The organism is Erwinia rhapontici (assembly GCF_012271765.1).
Taxonomy (GTDB): domain Bacteria; phylum Pseudomonadota; class Gammaproteobacteria; order Enterobacterales; family Enterobacteriaceae; genus Erwinia; species Erwinia rhapontici.
The window spans coordinates 163,919-182,929 of sequence record NZ_VRKO01000003.1 but is presented as its reverse complement, the minus strand read 5'-3'; the positions used below and the strand labels follow the sequence as shown (position 1 = coordinate 182,929).

Annotated in this window: 15 protein-coding genes; 12 read left to right on the top strand and 3 right to left on the bottom strand. The window is 54.5% G+C overall.

What is annotated here, in order from left to right; translation table 11 throughout:
• Positions 1-307: 307 nt before the first annotated feature.
• On the top strand, positions 308-874 hold the full coding sequence (locus FVB43_RS01825) for a DUF4225 domain-containing protein (protein WP_167863308.1): 567 nt from the start codon (positions 308-310) through the stop codon (positions 872-874).
• 5 nt (positions 875-879) lie between these two features.
• Here FVB43_RS01825 and FVB43_RS01820 read toward each other — a convergent pair whose 3' ends face one another.
• Both FVB43_RS01820 and FVB43_RS01815 read right to left on the bottom strand, forming a co-directional pair.
• The gene (locus FVB43_RS01820; protein WP_167863299.1) at positions 880-1,200 is read right to left on the bottom strand and encodes a hypothetical protein; all 321 of its coding nucleotides are present in this window, start codon (positions 1,198-1,200) and stop codon (positions 880-882) included.
• 383 nt (positions 1,201-1,583) lie between these two features.
• Positions 1,584-1,895 carry a PTS lactose/cellobiose transporter subunit IIA gene (locus FVB43_RS01815; RefSeq protein ID WP_197931248.1) on the bottom strand — a complete coding sequence of 104 codons (312 nt, stop codon included), beginning with the start codon at positions 1,893-1,895 and terminating at the stop codon, positions 1,584-1,586.
• Positions 1,896-2,076: 181 nt separating this feature from the next.
• Between FVB43_RS01815 and FVB43_RS01810 the strand changes: the two genes are divergently transcribed.
• The 5 genes from FVB43_RS01810 to FVB43_RS01790 are packed head-to-tail and all read left to right on the top strand — an operon-like array spanning position 2,077 to position 6,448.
• Entirely contained in the window at positions 2,077-3,411 is a 1,335-nt protein-coding gene (locus FVB43_RS01810; protein ID WP_133846103.1) for a PTS sugar transporter subunit IIC, read from the top strand.
• Between the two features lie 9 nt (positions 3,412-3,420).
• Positions 3,421-4,848 (top strand): glycoside hydrolase family 1 protein, encoded by a 1,428-nt coding sequence (locus tag FVB43_RS01805; RefSeq protein WP_133846138.1) that lies wholly within the window; start codon positions 3,421-3,423, stop codon positions 4,846-4,848.
• 10 nt (positions 4,849-4,858) lie between these two features.
• Complete coding sequence (locus FVB43_RS01800; RefSeq protein WP_133846102.1) at positions 4,859-5,176, top strand: PTS sugar transporter subunit IIB; 318 nt, start codon at positions 4,859-4,861, stop codon at positions 5,174-5,176.
• A gap of 40 nt (positions 5,177-5,216) precedes the next feature.
• Positions 5,217-5,990, top strand: a complete 774-nt coding sequence (locus FVB43_RS01795) for an FCD domain-containing protein (protein ID WP_133846101.1) — start codon at positions 5,217-5,219, stop codon at positions 5,988-5,990.
• 2 nt (positions 5,991-5,992) lie between these two features.
• Positions 5,993-6,448, top strand: coding sequence for a GNAT family N-acetyltransferase (locus FVB43_RS01790; protein ID WP_133846137.1), 456 nt, complete (start codon positions 5,993-5,995; stop codon positions 6,446-6,448).
• Between the two features lie 295 nt (positions 6,449-6,743).
• Here FVB43_RS01790 and galR read toward each other — a convergent pair whose 3' ends face one another.
• Positions 6,744-7,745 (bottom strand): HTH-type transcriptional regulator GalR, encoded by a 1,002-nt coding sequence (gene galR, locus FVB43_RS01785; RefSeq protein WP_133846100.1) that lies wholly within the window; start codon positions 7,743-7,745, stop codon positions 6,744-6,746.
• Between the two features lie 193 nt (positions 7,746-7,938).
• Between galR and FVB43_RS01780 the strand changes: the two genes are divergently transcribed.
• From FVB43_RS01780 to FVB43_RS01755, 6 genes are all read left to right on the top strand, one after another.
• Complete coding sequence (locus FVB43_RS01780) at positions 7,939-10,212, top strand: molybdopterin guanine dinucleotide-containing S/N-oxide reductase (protein WP_159337904.1); 2,274 nt, start codon at positions 7,939-7,941, stop codon at positions 10,210-10,212.
• 400 nt (positions 10,213-10,612) lie between these two features.
• Positions 10,613-12,328, top strand: a complete 1,716-nt coding sequence (locus FVB43_RS01775) for a penicillin-binding transpeptidase domain-containing protein (protein ID WP_133846097.1) — start codon at positions 10,613-10,615, stop codon at positions 12,326-12,328.
• Positions 12,329-12,589: 261 nt separating this feature from the next.
• Positions 12,590-12,778, top strand: coding sequence for a toxin-antitoxin system HicB family antitoxin (locus tag FVB43_RS01770; protein ID WP_133846096.1), 189 nt, complete (start codon positions 12,590-12,592; stop codon positions 12,776-12,778).
• Positions 12,779-12,977: 199 nt separating this feature from the next.
• A complete protein-coding gene (locus FVB43_RS01765; RefSeq protein WP_159337906.1) occupies positions 12,978-14,108 on the top strand; it encodes an efflux RND transporter periplasmic adaptor subunit in 1,131 nt (376 codons plus the stop codon).
• 13 nt (positions 14,109-14,121) lie between these two features.
• The gene (locus tag FVB43_RS01760) at positions 14,122-17,250 is read left to right on the top strand and encodes an efflux RND transporter permease subunit (protein ID WP_167863297.1); all 3,129 of its coding nucleotides are present in this window, start codon (positions 14,122-14,124) and stop codon (positions 17,248-17,250) included.
• On the top strand, positions 17,240-18,646 hold the full coding sequence (locus tag FVB43_RS01755; RefSeq protein WP_277950361.1) for an efflux transporter outer membrane subunit: 1,407 nt from the start codon (positions 17,240-17,242) through the stop codon (positions 18,644-18,646). The genes FVB43_RS01760 and FVB43_RS01755 overlap by 11 nt, the downstream gene beginning before the upstream one ends.
• Positions 18,647-19,011 lie beyond the last annotated feature (365 nt).

Genomic DNA, 19,011 nt, shown 5'->3' with positions numbered 1-19,011 from the left:
GCAAAAGACGCATCCCTGCGGGCCTCTGCACGCGCCGTCCTGGCGCGTGACGTCCGGCTTACCTCAAACTGGCCCCATCCTCGTAGTAAGTGTGCTCGCTGTAGCGTTAAAACCACCACGACATCGCGATTTATTGCAGGAGCCGATCATTTCTTCCGAGCGGCCCATTGCGGATACGACTATTCTGCAAATATCTCTTTCCTTAACAGCACAATCTCTTCTGCTGCCGTTAATCCAGCAGAGTGTGAATAAGAATTAAGATCGGTCTGTATTCTGAAAAAAAAGTGAAAGGGTATGCCGGGACTCCCTGGATAATCTTCGTCAGGAGAAGGCTTTTATCGACAGGCAAACATGGAGCCTGCTTGGCGGTGACGCAAAAATAGTAGCCTCGGGGAAAATTGTTAAAGAATTGGATTCCTGGGGATATATCATCAATGGAGTAGGGGTTGTGCTGGGGGGATTTCAGATAGTTGCGGGAATTACAATTTTTACCGGTTCACTTGCTCATTTAAACATTGTGGGTATGGTTGCTGGTGCCACACTTTTTCTGCATGGGATAAATGGTATTGAAGAAGGAATTGTAAATATTAAAAATGGTAGTGAAGGCCATGTTGGAAAAATAAAAGAAGGATATATAAATACAGCAAGGTTCATGGGGTTTGATGAGAAAGTCGGCGCACTAGCTTACAGTTCAATGGACTTATCACTCTCTGCGTATGGCATGGCCCGTTTTGTATTAAAACCAGATGCCAGAAGATTGTTTAACTTTCTCCCTTCAGACTATATTAGAAATGTGAAGAGAATGAGTGTGCCTTCTCTTTTAATCGAAGGCACAGGTGATGCTATTACTATAAAAACAGCACTGGAAGAATAACTTAATCAAGTTATTAATTTCCTGCCATGAATAAATATCTTCGCCCCTAACTTGGTTGGGGCGAGGATTTCAGAAACGATCATGGCAAAAACATACCCCACCAGAAATCCATAAAAACCATCCATGTTGTTTTCTTCATAAGTCGAAATCAGGAGAAGTGTCATTATTAATCTGAGAGTTGCTATCCCTAAAAAAACTCGCCTTAACTTTATCAGAACTTGCGCATAGGTTGTGCGGTTTTTTTTCACAAAATATTTTATTTTTCTAATTTCTTTAGTCGTAAATCCACTTTTCAGCAGTTTTTCTTCCATATCAATATCATTCATCCTTGCCCTTCCTTTTAATATTTACCTCTCCTTTTCCTCGTAAAAGAATATCACGCAGAACGACCGCTGAGTATAAAAATAAGCCTTACGCACCGCTGGGGCCGATCACTTTTTCCGATCGGCCTCAAATCACCCCGTTACAGACATTTTATTCGCTGCTGCTGATGTGACAGGGCTGAGGCCAGTTTGAGCACACCGGATCGGCAAAAGACGCATCCCTGCGGGCCTCGGCACGCGCCGTCCTGGCGCGTGACGTCCGGCTTACCTCAAACTGGCACCATCCTCGTAGTCAGTGTGCTCGCTGTAGCGTTAAAACCACCACGACATCGCGATTTATTGCAGGAGCCGATCATTTTTTCCGATCGGCCCGTTGCCGCGCACGACTATTCTGCAAACATCTCTTTCCTTAACAGCACAATCTCTTCCGCCAGATCGCGGCACAGCATCGCATTCATTAGATGATCCTGGGCATGAACGAGGATCAGCGTGACCGGCACTTTGCCACATCCCTCATCAGCCCCTATCAGCTGTGTCTGTATCTTGTGGGCTCCTTTTGACGCTTCCAGTGAAGCCGCCAGTGCCGCATCGGCCTGCTGCCATTCGCGCTTACGGGCGTGCTGAATGGCGCTCATGGCCTGGGATCGTGCTTCGCCTGCATTGATCAACAATTCCATCATGGTCTGCTCGAAATCCATCATTGCCTCCATTGGTATGCCAAAATTGGTTTAATTATCTTATTGGAATACCAGTGATCACTTCTGAGAGTCATATCACAGTAAATAACTCGTAATTGTTTATTTTTGGTATGCCACAACAGCGGAAGTTCAACAAATACCAGTGCCGGGATGCCTGACCCCTTACCTCGAGGATTTACACATGTCTCTACAGGATCGGCTAATCGACTCGCTGGGGAGTTTTGCCACAAAATTCAACAGCTACCGCTACATCATGGCGATCAAGGCCTCGTTTATTACCCTGATGCCGGTGATTATTGTCGGTGCGTTTTCGGTGCTGATTTCCAATATGGTGCTGGATGGCAAGAACGGGCTGGCGAGCTTTGAGGCGCTGTCGTTCCTCGCCGAACTCAAACCCATTACTTCCAGTATTAACTATGCGACGCTCAGTTTTCTGAATATCGGTGCAGTGTTCCTGATCGGTATTGAACTGGGGAAAATCAACGGCATCAAAACCCTGTTCCCGGGTCTGTTGGCGATTATCTGTTTTATCGCCGTCACGCCAACGACATTAAGCATGATGGTCAACGGCCAGTTGCAGGTGGTCACTGACGTGCTGGCGAAACAGTTCTCGGATACCAAAAGCCTGTTCCTCGGCATGTTTATTGCCATTCTCTCCGTCGAGATCTATTGCCGACTGGAAAATATCGATCGGCTAAAAATCAAAATGCCGGATACGGTACCACCGAATGTGGCAGCTTCGTTCTCGGCGCTGATCCCATCGATTATTACCGTCTCCGCCATCGCCACGTTTGGTTTTATCTTCCACCGTTTCACCGGCATGTATCTGTATGACGCGGTGTACAAAATTGTGCAGGAACCGCTGGAATCGGTGGTGCAGAGCCTGTGGGGTATTCTGCTATTGATGTTTGTTGCCCAGCTGTTCTGGGTGATCGGTATTCACGGTAATCAGATGGTGAAACCGATCCGCGAACCGCTGCTGCTGGGGGCGATCCTGGTCAATATGAACGCCTTTGAGCAGGGCATTGAAGCACCGAATATCATCACCATGCCGTTCTGGGATGTGTATATGAGCATCGGTGGGTCCGGGTTGACGATCGGCTTACTGACGGCGGTGATGCTGGCAACCAAACGCAAAGAGATGCGGGAAATCGCCAAGCTGTCATTCGGTCCTGGCCTGTTTAACATTAACGAACCGGTGATCTTCGGCATGCCGATTATGCTCAACCCGATCCTCGCCATCCCGTTCATTATCACGCCGCTGATCACCGGATCGATAGGTTACTTCGCCACGGTCACTGGGTTTGCCGGGAAAGCGGTAGTGATGGTGCCCTGGACCACGCCGCCGATCATCAATGCCTGGCTCTCTACCGCCGGATCGATGGGGGCTGTGGTGACGCAAATCGTCTGCATTATCGTCTCCATTTTGGTCTATCTGCCGTTTGTCAAAATCGCTGCGCGCCGTGCAGAGGCCGCTGAAGCCCGCGCGTTACAGCCTGAACTCGCGAAACACTAAGGAGCTATGATGAGCACAATCAACGTCACTATCCCGGCCGATTTTATTCTCGGGGCCGCGGCTTCCGCGTGGCAAACCGAAGGCTGGAGTGGCAAGAAAGCGGGGCAGGACTCTTACCTCGATGCCTGGTATCAGAACGATCGTCATGTCTGGCACAACGGTTACGGCCCGGCGATCGCCACCGACTTTATCAATCGCTATAAAGAAGATGTCGCCTTGATGAAAGCCTCGGGGCTGACGCACTACCGCACCTCGATTAACTGGTCGCGCTTTCTGACTGATTATGAAAATGCCGTCGTTGATGAAGAGTACGCCGCGTATTACGACAACCTGATCGATGAGCTGCTGGCAAACGGCATTCAGCCGATGCTGTGCCTGGAACACTACGAGCTGCCAGCTGCCCTGCTGGAGCAGCACGGCGGCTGGGGTTCAAAGCATGTGGTGGAGCTGTTTGTCCGTTACGCAGAGCAGGTGTTTGCACGTTACGCCCACAAGGTGACGCGCTGGTTTACCTTTAACGAGCCGATTGTGGTGCAGACGCGGGTCTATCTGGATGCGCTGCGCTGGCCATACGAGCAGAACACTGACAAATGGATGCAGTGGAACCACCATAAAAATCTCGCCACGGCGAAAGTGGTGCAGCTGTTCCGGGAGAAAGGTTATCAGGGCACGGTTGGCACCATCCTGAACCCGGAAGTGACGTACCCGCGTTCCAGTGCGGCGCATGATGTGAAAGCGGCGGAAATGTACGACTTGTTCTACAACCGCGTTTTCCTTGACCCGGCCATCAAAGGCGAATACCCGGCGGAGCTGGTTCAGTTGCTGGAAAAACATCAGGTGAAATGGGATTACAACGCGCAGGAGCTGGCGATTATCTCCGCCAACCGCGTGGATGAAGTCGGCATCAACCTCTATTACCCGCACCGCGTGAAAGCGCCATCGCGTGCCTGGCACCCGGAAACCCCATTCCATCCGGCCTTTTACTACGAGCATTTCGAACTGCCGGGGCGGCGTATGAACACCTCGCGTGGTTGGGAGATTCAGCCCGCCATCGTCTGGGATATGGCCTTGCGTATGAAGAATGACTACGACAATTTCCCGTGGTTTATCGCTGAAAACGGCATGGGGATTGAGAACGAAGCGCGCTTCAAAAATGCTGACGGCGAGATACAGGATGACTACCGCATCGCCTTTATCACCGAACACCTTTACCAGGCCGTGCGGGCAAACGCCGCTGGAATGAACTGCCTGGGCTATATGCTGTGGGCCTTCACCGACAATGTTTCCCCGATGAATGCCTTCAAGAACCGCTACGGACTGATTGAAATCGACCTGGATTGCCAGCGCCAACGCCGGATGAAAAAATCCGCTCACTGGTATCAACAGGTCAGCGAACAGCGCCAGCTCTCTGTCACCCTGGATGATGAAGCCAAATAAGGAGTTACCCATGCAACGTATCGTACTGGCCTGCGCAGCAGGCATGTCCACCTCAATGGTGGTGACGCGAATGGAAAAAGAAGCCGCTGCCCGTGGACTGGCATACCAAATCTATGCGATCCCGGAACAGAATCTGCGTGACGAGCTGGAAAACTACCCCGGCGAAGTGGCGGTGGTGCTGCTGGGGCCGCAGGTGCGCTTTAAGCTTGAAGAGAACCGCAAACTTACCGACAGCCACAATATCCCGATTGCGGTGATTGATTCGGTGGCTTATGGCACCCTTAACGGCGCAAAAGTACTCGATCAGGCGCTGGCTTTGGTAAGCTAGGCGTCATTGATGGTCATAATGATTTAAAAGGTGAAGCTCTGTGGACAAAGGTGCGCCTGCGCAGGAAAAAAAGCAGTATCAGGAAATCGGGCACGATCTGCGGCAGCAAATCATCGATGGCCACTACCCTGTTGGCTCTCGTCTGCCGCCTGAACGCAATATTGCGGAAACCTGGGGCGTCAGCCGCACCATTGTGCGTGAAGCGCTATTGATGCTGGAGCTGGAAGGAACGGTGGATATTCGCCAAAGCTCCGGCGTTTATGTGATGCGCATCCCGTCGGAAAGCAGTGACGAAGAGGAAGCATTTTTCCGCAGCGACGTCGGGCCGTTTGAGATGTTGCAGGCGCGCCAGCTGCTGGAGAGTAATATCGCCGCATTTGCAGCGAAAATGGCGACTAAAGCCGATATTGAAAACCTAAAACGCACCCTGGAGCAGGAGCAGCGCGCCATCGCCCTCGACGATAAAAGTCAGGACAATGACAAGCTGTTCCATCTGTTGCTGGCCGGGGCCACTCAGAATCAGATGCTGCTGGATACCGTCAACAGCATCTGGCGTCATCATGAGAGCAGCCCGCTGTGGCAGCAGCTGCGCGCCCATATTGAAACCCGCAGCTACCGGCTGAAATGGCTGGGCGATCATCAGACCATCCTCGCCGCGCTGCGTCGTCGTGATGTGATGGGATCGTGGCAGGCGATGTGGCAGCACCTGGAAAATGTGAAACACAGTCTGCTGGAGTTGTCAGATGCTGATGCACCCGACTTTGACGGCTATCTGTTTGAGTCCGTGCCGATTTTCCAGGGGAAGCTGGTGTGAGTTTGCTGCGCATTGTGCCGTTAACTACCGTGCCGGAACACCGCGAGACGATTATCGACTGGCAGTGGCGTGCATTTGGCAGCGATAACAGCCGCGACTTTTTTGCCAGTGTGATCGACAGCAGTTTGCACGGTGCCGATCTGCCGCTGACCTTTGTGGCGCTGGACGGCGATCGTCCGGTGGGTACCGTGGGATTATGGCGCTGCGATCTGATCAGTCGCCAGGATCTGTTTCCCTGGCTGGCGGCGCTGTACGTCGATGAAAGTTACCGGGGGCAGGGTTTAAGCGAACAGCTCCAGCAGACGGTGATCGACTGTTGTCATCAACGCGGTGATGCGAATCTGTATCTCTATTCAGCCTGTGCGGATTATTACGAGCGTTTTGGCTGGCAGTATATGGGCGATGCGTTGGATTATCCGGCGACGGCGGTGCGGTTGTATCATAAGGCGCTGAAATAAAACCGGGTCGGGCATGCCCAACCCCTACATCATCGGTGTATGTACACCGGGTCGGGCATGCCCAACCCCTACATCATCGGTGTATGTACACCGGGTCGGGCATGCCCAACCCCTACGTCATCGGTGGATGTACACCGGGTCGGGCATGCCCAACTCCTACATCATCGGTGGATGTACACCGGGTCGGGCATGCCCAACCCCTACGTCATCTGTGGATGTACACCGAGTCGGGCATGCCCAACCCCTACGTCATCTGTGGACGTACCCGTAGGGGCGAGGCATGCCTCGTCCCTGTTTACTGCGGTGCTCCGACCGAATGACGCCGCACCAGCGTCGGGCTGAAAAGATTCGTAATCTCCGGCAGTGGCTGATTGTGCGCCAGCGCCAGTGCCAGTTCCGCCGCCTGCTGTGCCATCGTCACAATCGGATAGCGCACCGTGGTCAGACGCGGCCGCACATAGCGTGAAACCAGCACGTCATCAAAACCAATCAGCGACATCTCTTCCGGCACCCGCACGCCATTGTCGCTCAGCACGGCCAGCGCACCCGCCGCCATCGAATCGTTATAACAGGCTACGGCACTGAAGGTTTTTCCCTGGCCGAGCAGTTCTGTCATCGCCTGTTCACCGCCCACTTCATCCGGTTCGCCGAAGGCCACCAGACGGTCATTACAGGGTAAGTTGTGCTCTTTCAACGCATCGTAATAGCCTTGCAGGCGGTCGGTAGCGTCAGAAATGGAATGCGTTGAGCAAATATAGGCAATGTTAGTGTGTCCCTGCTGGATCAGATAGCGCGTTGCCAGCCAGGAGCCGTAACGGTCATCCAGTGCAATACAGCGGGTTTCAAAACCCGGTAACACGCGGTTCAACAGCACCATCCCTGGGATCTGCTTCATCAACGGCACCAGCTCGGCATCAGGAACCTGCTTGGCATGGACCACCAGCGCCGCGCAGCGGTGACGCATCAGTTGCTCAATCGCCTGACGTTCTTTCTGCTCATTATGGTAACCGTTACCAATCAGCAAAAAATTACCGGTTTCCCAGGCGACAGAATCGACAGCTTTGACCATGGCACCGAAAAACGGGTCGGAAACATCCCCGACCACCAGACCGATGGTTTCCGTCGACTGTTGAGCCAGCGCCCGTGCATTGGCGTTCGGGTGGTACTGTAAGGACTCCATCGCGCTGGTTACGGCCAGGCGCGAACTTTCACTGGCTTTAGGGGAGTGATTAATCACACGCGACACGGTCGCCACCGAAACGCCCGCGAGCCTGGCAACATCCTTTATCGTAGCCATTCGTTAAATGTCTTCCTGGGTAAGCGTTTACATTGCCATTAGTGTTGCGGAAAGCGCCAGTGACTGCAAGCCTGCATCGCCCCGCAGAATGTCGCAGCCATCGCAAAGCCGATCGATAAACGGCCTGTGCCGCTGCAGGATGAAAAATGATATTCTGAGTTTCCAGAAAAATACCTGCTGAGTCGATCCTGTCATGACGATTAAAAAAGTGCCACATCTTGCCCACTGGGGTGCCTTTAGCGCCGTAGTTGAAGACGGGAAACTGCTCCGCTGTGAGCCTTTTTTCGCCGATCAGGATCCGTCACCGATGCTCAACAGCATCCCCGAACTGGTCTACTCCGATAAACGTATCCGTAAACCGATGGTACGTCGGTCGTGGCTGGCATCCCGTGAAAAGAGTGACCGCACCCTGCGCGGACGTGAAGATTTTGTTGAAGTGGACTGGGACACCGCGCTGGACCTGGTGGCTGAAGAGAATCGCCGCGTGCGCGATCGTTACGGTGCCAGCGCCATCTTCAACGGTTCTTACGGCTGGTCTTCTGCCGGACGCGTTAACCATGCGCGTACTCTGGTCCGACGTTTCTATAATCTGGGCGGTGGCGGCATCGACCAGCAGGGCAACTACAGCTGGGGCGCGGCACAGTTCTTCCTGCCGTATGTGATTGGCACCTACATGCCGCTCACCGGGCGCGTGACCGACTGGCCGAGCGTGGTTTCACACTGTGAGATTTTTATCGCTTTTGGCGGGCTGGCGCTGAAAAACAGCCAGGTGGCTTCGGGGGGCGCAGGGGAGCACAGCCTGAAGCCAGCATTGCTTCAACTGGCGGCGAAAGGCACCCCGGTGGTGAATATCAGCCCAATGCGCGATGACTGCCCGGCGTTTGTTAACGCCGAGTGGATCCCTATCCGCCCGAATACGGACGTGGCCCTGATGCTGGCCCTGGGCTATGAAATTGAACGCCTGGGTGCCGTCGATAACGCCTTCCTGCAATCCCACTGCGTGGGGTACCCGCAGCTGCGTGCTTACCTGCTGGGTGAGGGTGACGGCCAGGCGAAAACACCGCAGTGGGCCAGCGAGATCACCGGCATTCCGGCGGCGCGTATTGCTCTGCTGGCAAAACAGCTGTGCGGTAAACGCAGCTTTATTACCTGCTCTTATTCCGTGCAGCGCGCGCATCGTGGCGAACAGCCTTACTGGATGATGATTGCGCTCTCGTCCATGCTGGGTCAGCCGGGGCTGCCCGGCGCCGGATTCTCGTTTGGCCACGGTTCGATGAACAGCGTAGGCAACCCGCGAACGGAAGGGCCATCGCCGCTGATGTCTGCCGGATTCAATCCGATTGCCGATCTGGCGATCCCGGTGGCGCGTATCAGCGATATGTTACTGAACCCCGGCACGGAATATACCTTCCAGGGGGAAACGCACACCTATCCTGATATTCATCTGGTTCACTGGGCAGGCGGAAATCCGTTCCATCATCATCAGCAGCTTAATCGTCTGGTGGAAGGCTGGCAGCGCCCGGACACAGTGATTGTGCAGGATATTGTCTGGACGCCCGCAGCACAGATGGCCGATATCGTCCTGCCGGTGACAACCTCGCTGGAGCGCAATGATATTGGTGGATCGTCAAAAGACCGCTTTGTGCTGGCAATGCACCAGGCGATTAACCCGCAGCATCAGGCACGCAACGACTTTGATATCTTTGCCGATATCGCCGAGCGTCTGGGCTATCGCAATACCTTTACGGAAAACCGTAACGAGCGCCAGTGGATAGAGCATCTCTACCAGCAGTGCGCGGTGGCGCATCATGGCAAAGGCATTGATTTCCCGGAGTTCGACACCTTCTGGCAGCAGGGGCATGTGGAGATCCCGCCTTCTGAGAAGGACTGGGTATTTATGGACGATTTCCGCCGCGATCCGGTTGCTCACCCGATTAAAACCGCCAGCGGTAAGATCGAGCTGTTCTCAGAAACCATTGCCGGGTATCAGCTGCCAGACTTTGGCCCACACCCGGAGTGGCAGCCGCCGCAGGAGTGGCTGGGTGCGCCGATTGGCCAGCGTTTCCCGCTGCATATGATCTCCATTCAGCCGCATGATCGTCTGCACAGCCAGATGGACGCCACGCCATCGGTACAGGCGAATAAAACGGCCGGACGTGAAACCTTGCTGATGCATCCACAGGATGCCGCAGCGCGGGGTATTAGCGATGGCGATGTGATTGAGGTCAGTAACGATCGTGGCATCATGCAGGCGGGTGTGCGCATCAGCGACGGCGTGAGCCCGCAGGTGGTACTGATTGCCACCGGGGCATGGTTTAATCCGGGCTTCGGTAAAGCCTGGAAACCTTACGACCAAGCCGGGAATCCGAACGTGCTGACGTTGGATATTGGCACCTCGTCCCTGACCCAGGGGCCGAATGCTATGAGCTGCCTGGTGGAGATCAGAAAAGCGGATGTCACTGCCTGAGCATTTCACTATTAGCAAGGTGTGCCGATTTACGAGAGAGATTGCATAAAACCCTATAAATCACATAGCTGGTTACATTTTGCGGGTAACTGTTGCGATTCCTGAGTAGCGGCTTAACGCGCAGGGTTGCTACAGTTCAAGTCCCAGAGGTATTGATGGGTGAACATCAAAAAGTTTTTAACGCTTTGTTTCACCAACCTGCGCAGATGCGCAGGTTTTTTTTGCCATTTATTTGGGTTTTTTATGTTAACCATCTGATTTATTTCTTCTTTTTTGAATGCGCTTCAGGCTGTTCTCCGGCTGTGTCACTCACGATCTGAAACACAGTTTCCCTGTCATCTCCACAGCATTTTTTGTATAACTGCCAGCAAGTTATCTCCCAGCCTGCACCGGAACCTACATGCCCCCGTTTAAACGAAACTCGGCGAAATCTCAGCCTGCACCCACGTTCAACCCTGTGCGATTCCGGGTGGTCTGTCTGGGGGTTCTGGCTTGCCTGGTCTTTCTGCTGGCGAGCGTGGCCGATTTACAGCTGATCAACCATCCGATGCTGGAAAAACAGGCCGATGAACGCTCATTACGTACCGTCACCCTGCCGACTAACCGGGGAACGCTGCTGGATCGTAACGGCGAAGCGCTGGCGTTAAGCGTGCCGTCACGCGATGTGATTGCCGACCCGCAACGTGTGCTGGAAGGGCACCCTGATTTTACCAGTCCCAAGTGGGAATATCTTGCCAATGCGCTGGAGCAACGCCCTGAGCAACTTGCCGCGCAGATTAATGCCAATCCGAAACGCCGCTTTCTTTACCTCGGGCGTAAAATTGAATTAGGGATTGCCAAAGATATCGTCAAGTTGCATCTGGCCGGGATCACCACGGTTTACGACGACAGTCGTTACTACCCGATGAGTGAGGCAACGGCACCCCTGCTCGGTATTGTCGGGGCGGATAATGCCGGGCTGACCGGGCTGGAAAAGGGCTTTGATAAGCTATTACAGGGCACACCCGGCGTGGAAAAATACCGTCAGGATGCCAGTGGCAATATCGTTGCGATGATTAACTATGAGCCGCCACAGCAGCCCCCCACCGTGCAGCTCAGCATTGATAAATTTGATCAGTACACCCTCTACAGCAAACTGCGCGATGGGGTACTCCTGAATAAGGCGGACTCGGGTGCGGCGGTGTTGGTGAAAATCGATACCGGGGAGATCCTCGGAATGGCGTCCTATCCGTCCTTTAATCCCAACAACTTTGTCGATGTCTCCCCTGCGCAGATGCGCAACACGGCCATCAATGACAGTTTTGAACCCGGATCAACGGTGAAACCGCTGGTGGTGATGGAAGGGCTGGCACGTAAACTGGTGCGCCCGGATTCGGTACTGGATACCACGCCTTATCGCGTCAATGGCCACTTGATCCGCGACGTTGGCCACTGGCCGCGTCTGACCATGACCGGTATTCTGCAAAAATCCAGTGATATTGGCGTGTCGCACATTGCCCTCGCGATGCCGGCAGAGGTGTTGGTAAATACCTACCATGCGTTTGGTCTCGGTAAGCCCACCGGATTAGGTTTGACCGGGGAAAGCGTGGGCTACTTCCCGCTGCACCGTGAGCGCTGGGCCGATATCGAGCGTGCGACCTTCTCCTTTGGCTACGGCCTGCGCGTGACACCACTGCAGATTGCGCGAGAATACGCCACTCTGGGGTCTTTTGGTGTTTATCGGCCACTGTCCATCACGAAGGTCAGCCCGCCTGTGGCGGGCCGCCGCGTGGCGGATGAAGACACGGTACGTGCCGTCGTGCATATGATGGAAAGTGATGCCTTACCGGGCGGCAGCGGGGTGCGTGCTGCTGTGCCGGGTTATCGTCTGGCCATAAAAACCGGTACGGCAGAAAAGATGGGCGACAGCGGCAAATATGATGGCGGCTATATCAACTACACCGCCGGAGTGGCTCCCGCCAGTAACCCGCAGGTGGCGTTGGTGATTATGATCAACCATCCGACGGCAGGCGATCACTTCGGTGGATCGGTCGCCGCCCCGGTATTCGGCAACATTATTGGCCCGGTACTGAAGCATATGAATATCGCCCCGGATGCGATTTACCATCCGGGCTGATCCCTCAGAGTCACACCGCCAGCCCACGCCTTTGCGTGGGTTTTTTTTTACCCCTTCAATCTCTATTTCACCATTTTATCCTGTTAGTTTCTTTTACTGACAACTTTTCTGTGGTGCGTACACGAATCGACAAAATAAGCACAGGCCAAAGGGCTAAGGTGGGACACCACGGTGCAGTAACGCATTCCATTGTGTCGTGTCAGCCCCCTGAGGTGTTGGTAGCGCTGCGGGGGGCGTTTTTGACCTTCAGGAACCGATAATATGCCGAAACTTAAAGACAGGACGCCAAAAACTGGCGGTCGTTCAGCCGCCTTTCAGCTACGCATCCACCCTCAGCTGCACGATCAGTTGAGAATGATCACCGACAATGACAATGTGACGCTCGCCTGCTGGCTGAAGGATCTGGCCCGGCGTGAACTCAGAAGGAGGGGCGTTGAGCCACTGGGTTAACCAGGGCATTAATTGCAGGAGGCAACAGCTATCAGCATCCGCCAACCGATGCGGCACGAGAAGCTTACTCGTCGCGTTTCGATAAAGAACTTAGCGGAAACTTAACACAGCCAGATTTTTGCACCCTCTATAATGCCCTTCTTTTATGAGAGTAATCACTCTCGTTATTAATTTAAAGCTATCTAATTGAGACTTCACCATGCGCTTAAGGATTCTTCCCGCGAGTTTGCTTTTTTTGCTGGCCGCCTGCGACCAGACCACGACCCCGCCTCAAGACACGTCCGTTCAGGTCGGTATCAGCACCTTACACAGTGAGCCGGTCACGTTGTTTAAACAGTTACCGGGCCGAACCACGGCCATCCGTACGGCAGAAGTGCGCCCCCAGGTCAGCGGTATTGTCCTTAAACGCCTGTTCACGGAGGGGAGCGAAGTGAAAGCGGGACAATCGCTTTATCAGATAGACCCCGCCAGTTATCAAGCCTCCTACGACAAAGCACTGGCGACCTTGATCAACGCGGACAAAGTGGCAGCGCGCTACAAACCGCTGGCCGCTGCTCATGCCATCAGTCAACAGACCTACGACGACGCGGTAGCCACTGCGCGTGAAGCGAAAGCCGATGTCGAAACGGCGCGCGTTAACCTCAATTACACCCAGGTACGGGCGCCCATCTCCGGTCATATCGGGCGTTCACTGTCGACCGAAGGGGCGCTGGTGACCAACGGGCAAAGCAGTTATATGAGTCTTATCCAGCAGCTCGACCCCATTTATGTCGATGTCAGTACCTCGTCACTGGATCTCATCGCGCAGCGTCGCGCACTGGCCGAAGGGCTGTTAAAAAAAGTGGGAGATCATGCTGCGGCGGTAAAACTGACGCTGGAAGATGGTTCTCTCTATCCGCAAGAGGGGCGGCTGGAGTTCTCGGAAGTGACGGTGGATGAAAGCACCGGCAGCGTTACGTTGCGTGCCATCTTCCCCAATCCGAAACGTGAACTGCTGCCGGGCATGTTTGTCCACGCCAGTTTCCCGCAGGGGATCGCCGAACAGGGCATTCTGGTGCCGCAGGAATCGATCATGCATGACACCAAAGGTCGGCCTTATGTCTACCTGGTGGACGCGGACAACCGCATCAAGGAGCAGTCGATAACCACCGGTCAGATGATCGGTCACAAATGGTTGGTGAATTCCGGACTGAAATCGGGCGACCGGGTGGTCGTGAATGGGCTGCAAACTGTGCAGGCCGGAACGCGAGTGACCACCACTGCCAGCACGAGTGGGTCATCGAACGCCTCGAAAGTCAATCTGACTACCACCGACGCATCGGCGCAGTAGCAAGGAAACCCTGATGTCTAAATTTTTTATTGAACGTCCCATCTTTGCCTGGGTGATCGCTATTGTGGTGATGTTGGTGGGGGGACTGTCGATTTTGAGTCTGCCCATCAACCAGTACCCGAATATTGCCCCCCCGGCGATTTCGGTGCAGGTAGCCTATCCGGGTGCGAGCGCAGAAACGACGCAAAATACCGTGGTGCAGGTCATTGAACAGCAGTTGAACGGGCTGGATAACCTGCGTTATATCGAATCACAAAGTAACAGTGACGGCAGTGCGTCAATCATCGTCACCTTTAATCAGGGCACAGACCCGGATATTGCCCAGGTGCAGGTGCAGAACAAAGTGTCGCTGGCTGAATCACAATTACCGACCGAAGTGGTGAATCAGGGGATCAACATCCGTAAGTACCAGGCCAACTTTATGCTGGTGGTCGGGCTGACGTCGAGTAATCCCAAGCTGAGTAATGGCGATCTCGCTGACCTGATGGTGTCGAAATTACAGGACCCGATTGCGCGCAGCAACGGCGTGGGGGATTTTATGGTGATGGGGGCCGAGTACGGAATGCGTATCTGGCTCGACCCGGCAAAACTGTATAAATACCAGCTGGTTCCCAGCGATATCACTACGGCGATCAGCCAGCAGAACGTGCAGGTTTCCAGCGGTAAACTCGCCGGATTACCGACGGTGTCGGGCGCAAGATTCAGTGCGACTATCGTCGGGAAAACCCGTCTGCAGTCAGTGGAGCAGTTCAAAAATATTCTGTTAAAGGTCAATGCTGATGGTTCACAGGTGCGCCTGCGTGACGTGGGCGGTATCGATCTTGGCCCACAGGATTACAGCATTTCCTCCACCTTTAACGGTGAACCGTCGGTCGGTATTGCACTGCGCCTTGCCAGTGGCGGTAACGTGCTGGATGCGATCAACAGCGTGCGACATACCGTTGACGGCATTAAACCTTTCCTGCCGGAAGGGGTGAAAGTCAATTTCCCGTACGATACAGCACCCGTTGTCAGTGCCTCGATTGAGGAAGTGGTGAAAACGCTGATCGAAGCGATTGTGCTGGTCTTCATGGTCATGCTTTTGTTCCTGCAAAACCTGCGTGCCACGCTGATTACCACGATGGTGGTTCCGGTGGTGCTGCTGGGCACATTCGGTATTCTTGCGGCCTGCGGTTACACCATCAATATTCTCACGATGTTTGGAATGGTGCTGGCCATCGGGCTGTTGGTGGATGACGCTATCGTGGTGGTGGAAAACGTCGAACGTGTGATGCACGACGAAGGGCTGGATCCGAAGGCCGCCACGATTAAGTCCATGCAGCAGATTCAAGGAGCACTACTGGGGATTGCGCTGGTGCTGTCAGCGGTGCTGCTGCCGATGGCCTTCTTCAGTGGTTCCACCGGGGTTATCTATCGCCAGTTCTCAATCACTATTGTCTCTGCGATGGTGCTCTCGGTGCTGATGGCGATGATTTTCACCCCTGCACTCTGCGCCACGCTGCTGAAAGCGACCTCTGCCGAGCATAAAACCACCGGGATGGCGGGCTGGTTTAACCGTAAATTCGACACCGGGACGCTTTATTACACCCGCGGCGTGAGTCGCGTTATTTCCAAACGAAAGCTGTTCCTGGTGATCTACGTGGCCATTATCGCCGCAACAGGTTATCTGTTTACCCGCGTACCCACCTCATTCCTGCCGGATGAGGACCAGGGGGTAATGATGGTGCAGGTGACGCTGCCCGCCAATGCCTCCAGTGGACGCACCCAGGAGGTGCTGAATGACATTGGTGGCTGGTTGCTGAAGAACGAACCTGAGGTTAAATCGGTCTTCTCGCCGAATGGCTTCAGTTTTGCCGGGCGTGGGGAAAATGTCGGCATGTCCTTCGTGCTGTTGAAACCCTGGGACCAGCGCAACAGCGAGCAGTCGGTGCAGAAACTGGCCGCCCGCACGATGGCGCACTTCGCCACACTAAAAGATGCCAAGGTGTTTGCTCTGGTACCGCCAGCCGTTATGGAGCTGGGGAATGCGACCGGCTTCGACTTCTTCCTGCAGGACGTCAATAACCAGGGGCATGCCGCACTGATGGCCGCGCGTAATCAATTCCTGTCGATGGCAGCGAAAGATAAGCGCCTGTTCGCTACCCGTCCGAACGGGATGGAAGATGAGCCGCAATATCATCTGATTATTGATGATGAACGTGCGCGGGCGCTGGGCCTCAGCCTGGAAGATGTTAACGATACGCTCTCCACGGCCTGGGGCTCGAGCTACGTGAACCAGTTTATCTATAACGCCCGCGTTAAGAAGGTCTACGTACAGGGTAACGCGGGGTCGCGTGTGACACCGGAAGACCTCGACAAATGGTACTTCCGTAATGCCAGTGGCGACATGGTCCCTTATTCCGCCTTCGGGAGTGGCAAATGGGAATACGGTTCACCGCGCTATGAGCGCTTTAACGGTGCCTCGTCGGTGGAGATTATGGGCTCGCCTGCGCCTGGGTATAGCTCGGGTGATGCGGTAAAAGCTGTCAACGAGATTGCCGCCAAACTGCCCAAAGGGTTCCGTGTTGGCTGGCATGGGTTGTCCTACGAGGAACAGATGTCCGGTTCACAGACTCCGGCGCTGTATACCATTTCCATTCTGATGGTCTTCCTCTGCCTTGCCGCACTGTATGAGAGCTGGTCGATCCCATTCTCGGTGCTGATGGTGGTACCAATGGGCGTGTTAGGCACCATTCTTGCGGTGTTGATGCGTGGCCTGGAAAATGACGTCTTCTTCCAGGTGGGGCTGCTGACGACTGTCGGACTGGCTGCCAAAAATGCCATTCTGATTGTCGAGTTTGCCAAAGATCTGCATGAAAATCAGGGAAAAGGACTGGTGGAAGCCGCAATTGAAGCGGCGAAACTGCGTATCCGGCCAATCATTATGACCTCAATGGCCTTTGTGCTCGGCGTGCTGCCGTTGACGATGTCTCACGGTGCCGGTGCGGGAAGCCAGCACTCGATAGGGACTGCCGTCGTCGGCGGGATGATCACTGCGACCTTCCTGGCCATCTTCTTCGTGCCGATGTTTTACGTTGTGGTTGCCCAGCGTTTTACCGCGAAGAAAAAACCGAAAACTGAGGTTGAAGAACATGATGCGTAAGTCTTTCTCCCAGGGGATCTTGCCTCTGACGATGATCCTCACGGGGTGTACTATGGCCCCAGACTATCATCGCCCGGCTTTACCCGTTGCGGCGCATTACGAGAGTCAGGGGGGGGCGGTGCGTGGTGATGGCGCGGACATCCGCTGGCAGAACTTCTTTACCGACCCGGTTATGCACAGGCTGATCGCCAGTGCGCTGTCCAACAACCGTGACCTGCGGGTGGCGGCGCTGAATGTGGAGGTGGCGCGTTCGCAGGTGCAAGTTGATCGCGCCGCCCTGATGCCATCGCTTGATTTCAATGCCAGCGATAGCGCCACGCATCTCCCGGGGAATCTCTATAGCACGCAGAGCAGCGGACCGGTGACGTATCACCAACTGAATACCAGCCTGGGTGTCACCGCCTGGGAACTGGACTTCTTTGGTCGTTTGCAAAGCCTGCGCGATCAGGCACTGGAAGCGTGGCTGGCCAGCGCGGCCACGCAAAGGGCAACGCAGATCACCCTGATTGCTGAAGTGGCTTCTGGCTATCTTTCGCTGTGTTCCGATAACGATCTGCTGAAACTGGCGCAGGATACGGCAAAAAGCCAGCAGGACTCCTGGGATCTGACGAAACGCAGCTATGACGGCGGCGTGGCCAGCGAACAGGATCTGGTACAGGCCGAAACGGCGGTACGTGCGGCGCAGGCGGATATTGCGACCTACAGCCGCCAGGTACGCCAGGATGTTAATGCACTGAGGCTACTGGTGGGCAGCGATCTGCCCGCCAGTCTGCTGGCCGGCGCCCGTTTGCAGAAAGCATGGAACTTCCCGGCCACGCCGGCCGGGTTGCCTTCCGACCTGCTGACGCATCGCCCGGATATTATCGCCGCTGAACACACGTTAAAGGCGGCGAATGCCAACATCGGTGCGGCACGTGCTGCGTTCTTCCCCAGCATTTCACTGACGGCGGCGGGAGGTTCCACCTCTGCGGCCTTTAGCCATCTGCTGTCGGGTGGCACGGCCGCCTGGTCATTTGGGCCCAGTATCAATTTGCCCATCTTCGATGGCGGGGTGAACTCGGCCAATCTGGATATCGCCAAACTGCAAAAACGCATTCAAATTGCGGATTATGAGAAGACGATTCAGACGGCATTTAAAGAGGTGGGGGATGCCATGGCCGGGCAGGAAACCTACCAGGATGAGTTGAAAGCACGTCAGTTAGATGAAATCGCGAACCAGCGTAACTTCGATTTTGCCAACGTGCGCTACCGGGAAGGCGTGGACAATTATCTGAATGTACTGGTGGCACAACGCTCGCTGTATGCGGTGCAGCAATCATTGATTACCACCCGTCTCGGGCAGCTAAACCAGCAGATTACACTGTATAAAGCACTGGGAGGTGGATGGAAATCGTGAAGAAATGAGATGAAATCTTTTACTTATTACGAAATTCTTACGCGGTGAGGATAGAATTTCAGCAGTTAAATAGATGATAATAGGAATTACTATCAACAACGGTTGATGGTTTTGTGGGTCAGGCGTGCCTGACCCCTACGCATGATGCAGTGTTCACGTAGGCGTACCTACGCATGTTGCACAGTGTTAGCGCAGGGGCCAGGCGTGCCTGACCCCTACGTATGATGCAGTGTTCACGTAGGCGTACCTACGCATGTTGCACAGTGTTAGCGCAGTGGCCAGGCGTGCCTGACCCCTACGTATGATGCAGTGTTCACGTAGGCGTACCTACGCATGTTGCGGTGTTAGCGTAGGGGCCAGGCATG

What these genes read in the sequence shown, in the direction of transcription:
- FVB43_RS01815 (WP_197931248.1), bottom strand. Translation starts at nt 1,895, where the DNA reads ATGGATTTCGAGCAGACCATGATGGAATTGTTGATCAATGCAGGCGAA.
- FVB43_RS01805 (WP_133846138.1), top strand. Translation starts at nt 3,421, where the DNA reads ATGAGCACAATCAACGTCACTATCCCGGCCGATTTTATTCTCGGGGCC.
- FVB43_RS01770 (WP_133846096.1), top strand. Translation starts at nt 12,590, where the DNA reads ATGCCGAAACTTAAAGACAGGACGCCAAAAACTGGCGGTCGTTCAGCC.
- FVB43_RS01800 (WP_133846102.1), top strand. Translation starts at nt 4,859, where the DNA reads ATGCAACGTATCGTACTGGCCTGCGCAGCAGGCATGTCCACCTCAATG.
- FVB43_RS01755 (WP_277950361.1), top strand. Translation starts at nt 17,240, where the DNA reads ATGATGCGTAAGTCTTTCTCCCAGGGGATCTTGCCTCTGACGATGATC.
- FVB43_RS01765 (WP_159337906.1), top strand. Translation starts at nt 12,978, where the DNA reads ATGCGCTTAAGGATTCTTCCCGCGAGTTTGCTTTTTTTGCTGGCCGCC.
- FVB43_RS01780 (WP_159337904.1), top strand. Translation starts at nt 7,939, where the DNA reads ATGACGATTAAAAAAGTGCCACATCTTGCCCACTGGGGTGCCTTTAGC.
- FVB43_RS01775 (WP_133846097.1), top strand. Translation starts at nt 10,613, where the DNA reads ATGCCCCCGTTTAAACGAAACTCGGCGAAATCTCAGCCTGCACCCACG.
- FVB43_RS01820 (WP_167863299.1), bottom strand. Translation starts at nt 1,200, where the DNA reads ATGAATGATATTGATATGGAAGAAAAACTGCTGAAAAGTGGATTTACG.
- galR (WP_133846100.1), bottom strand. Translation starts at nt 7,745, where the DNA reads ATGGCTACGATAAAGGATGTTGCCAGGCTCGCGGGCGTTTCGGTGGCG.
- FVB43_RS01760 (WP_167863297.1), top strand. Translation starts at nt 14,122, where the DNA reads ATGTCTAAATTTTTTATTGAACGTCCCATCTTTGCCTGGGTGATCGCT.
- FVB43_RS01810 (WP_133846103.1), top strand. Translation starts at nt 2,077, where the DNA reads ATGTCTCTACAGGATCGGCTAATCGACTCGCTGGGGAGTTTTGCCACA.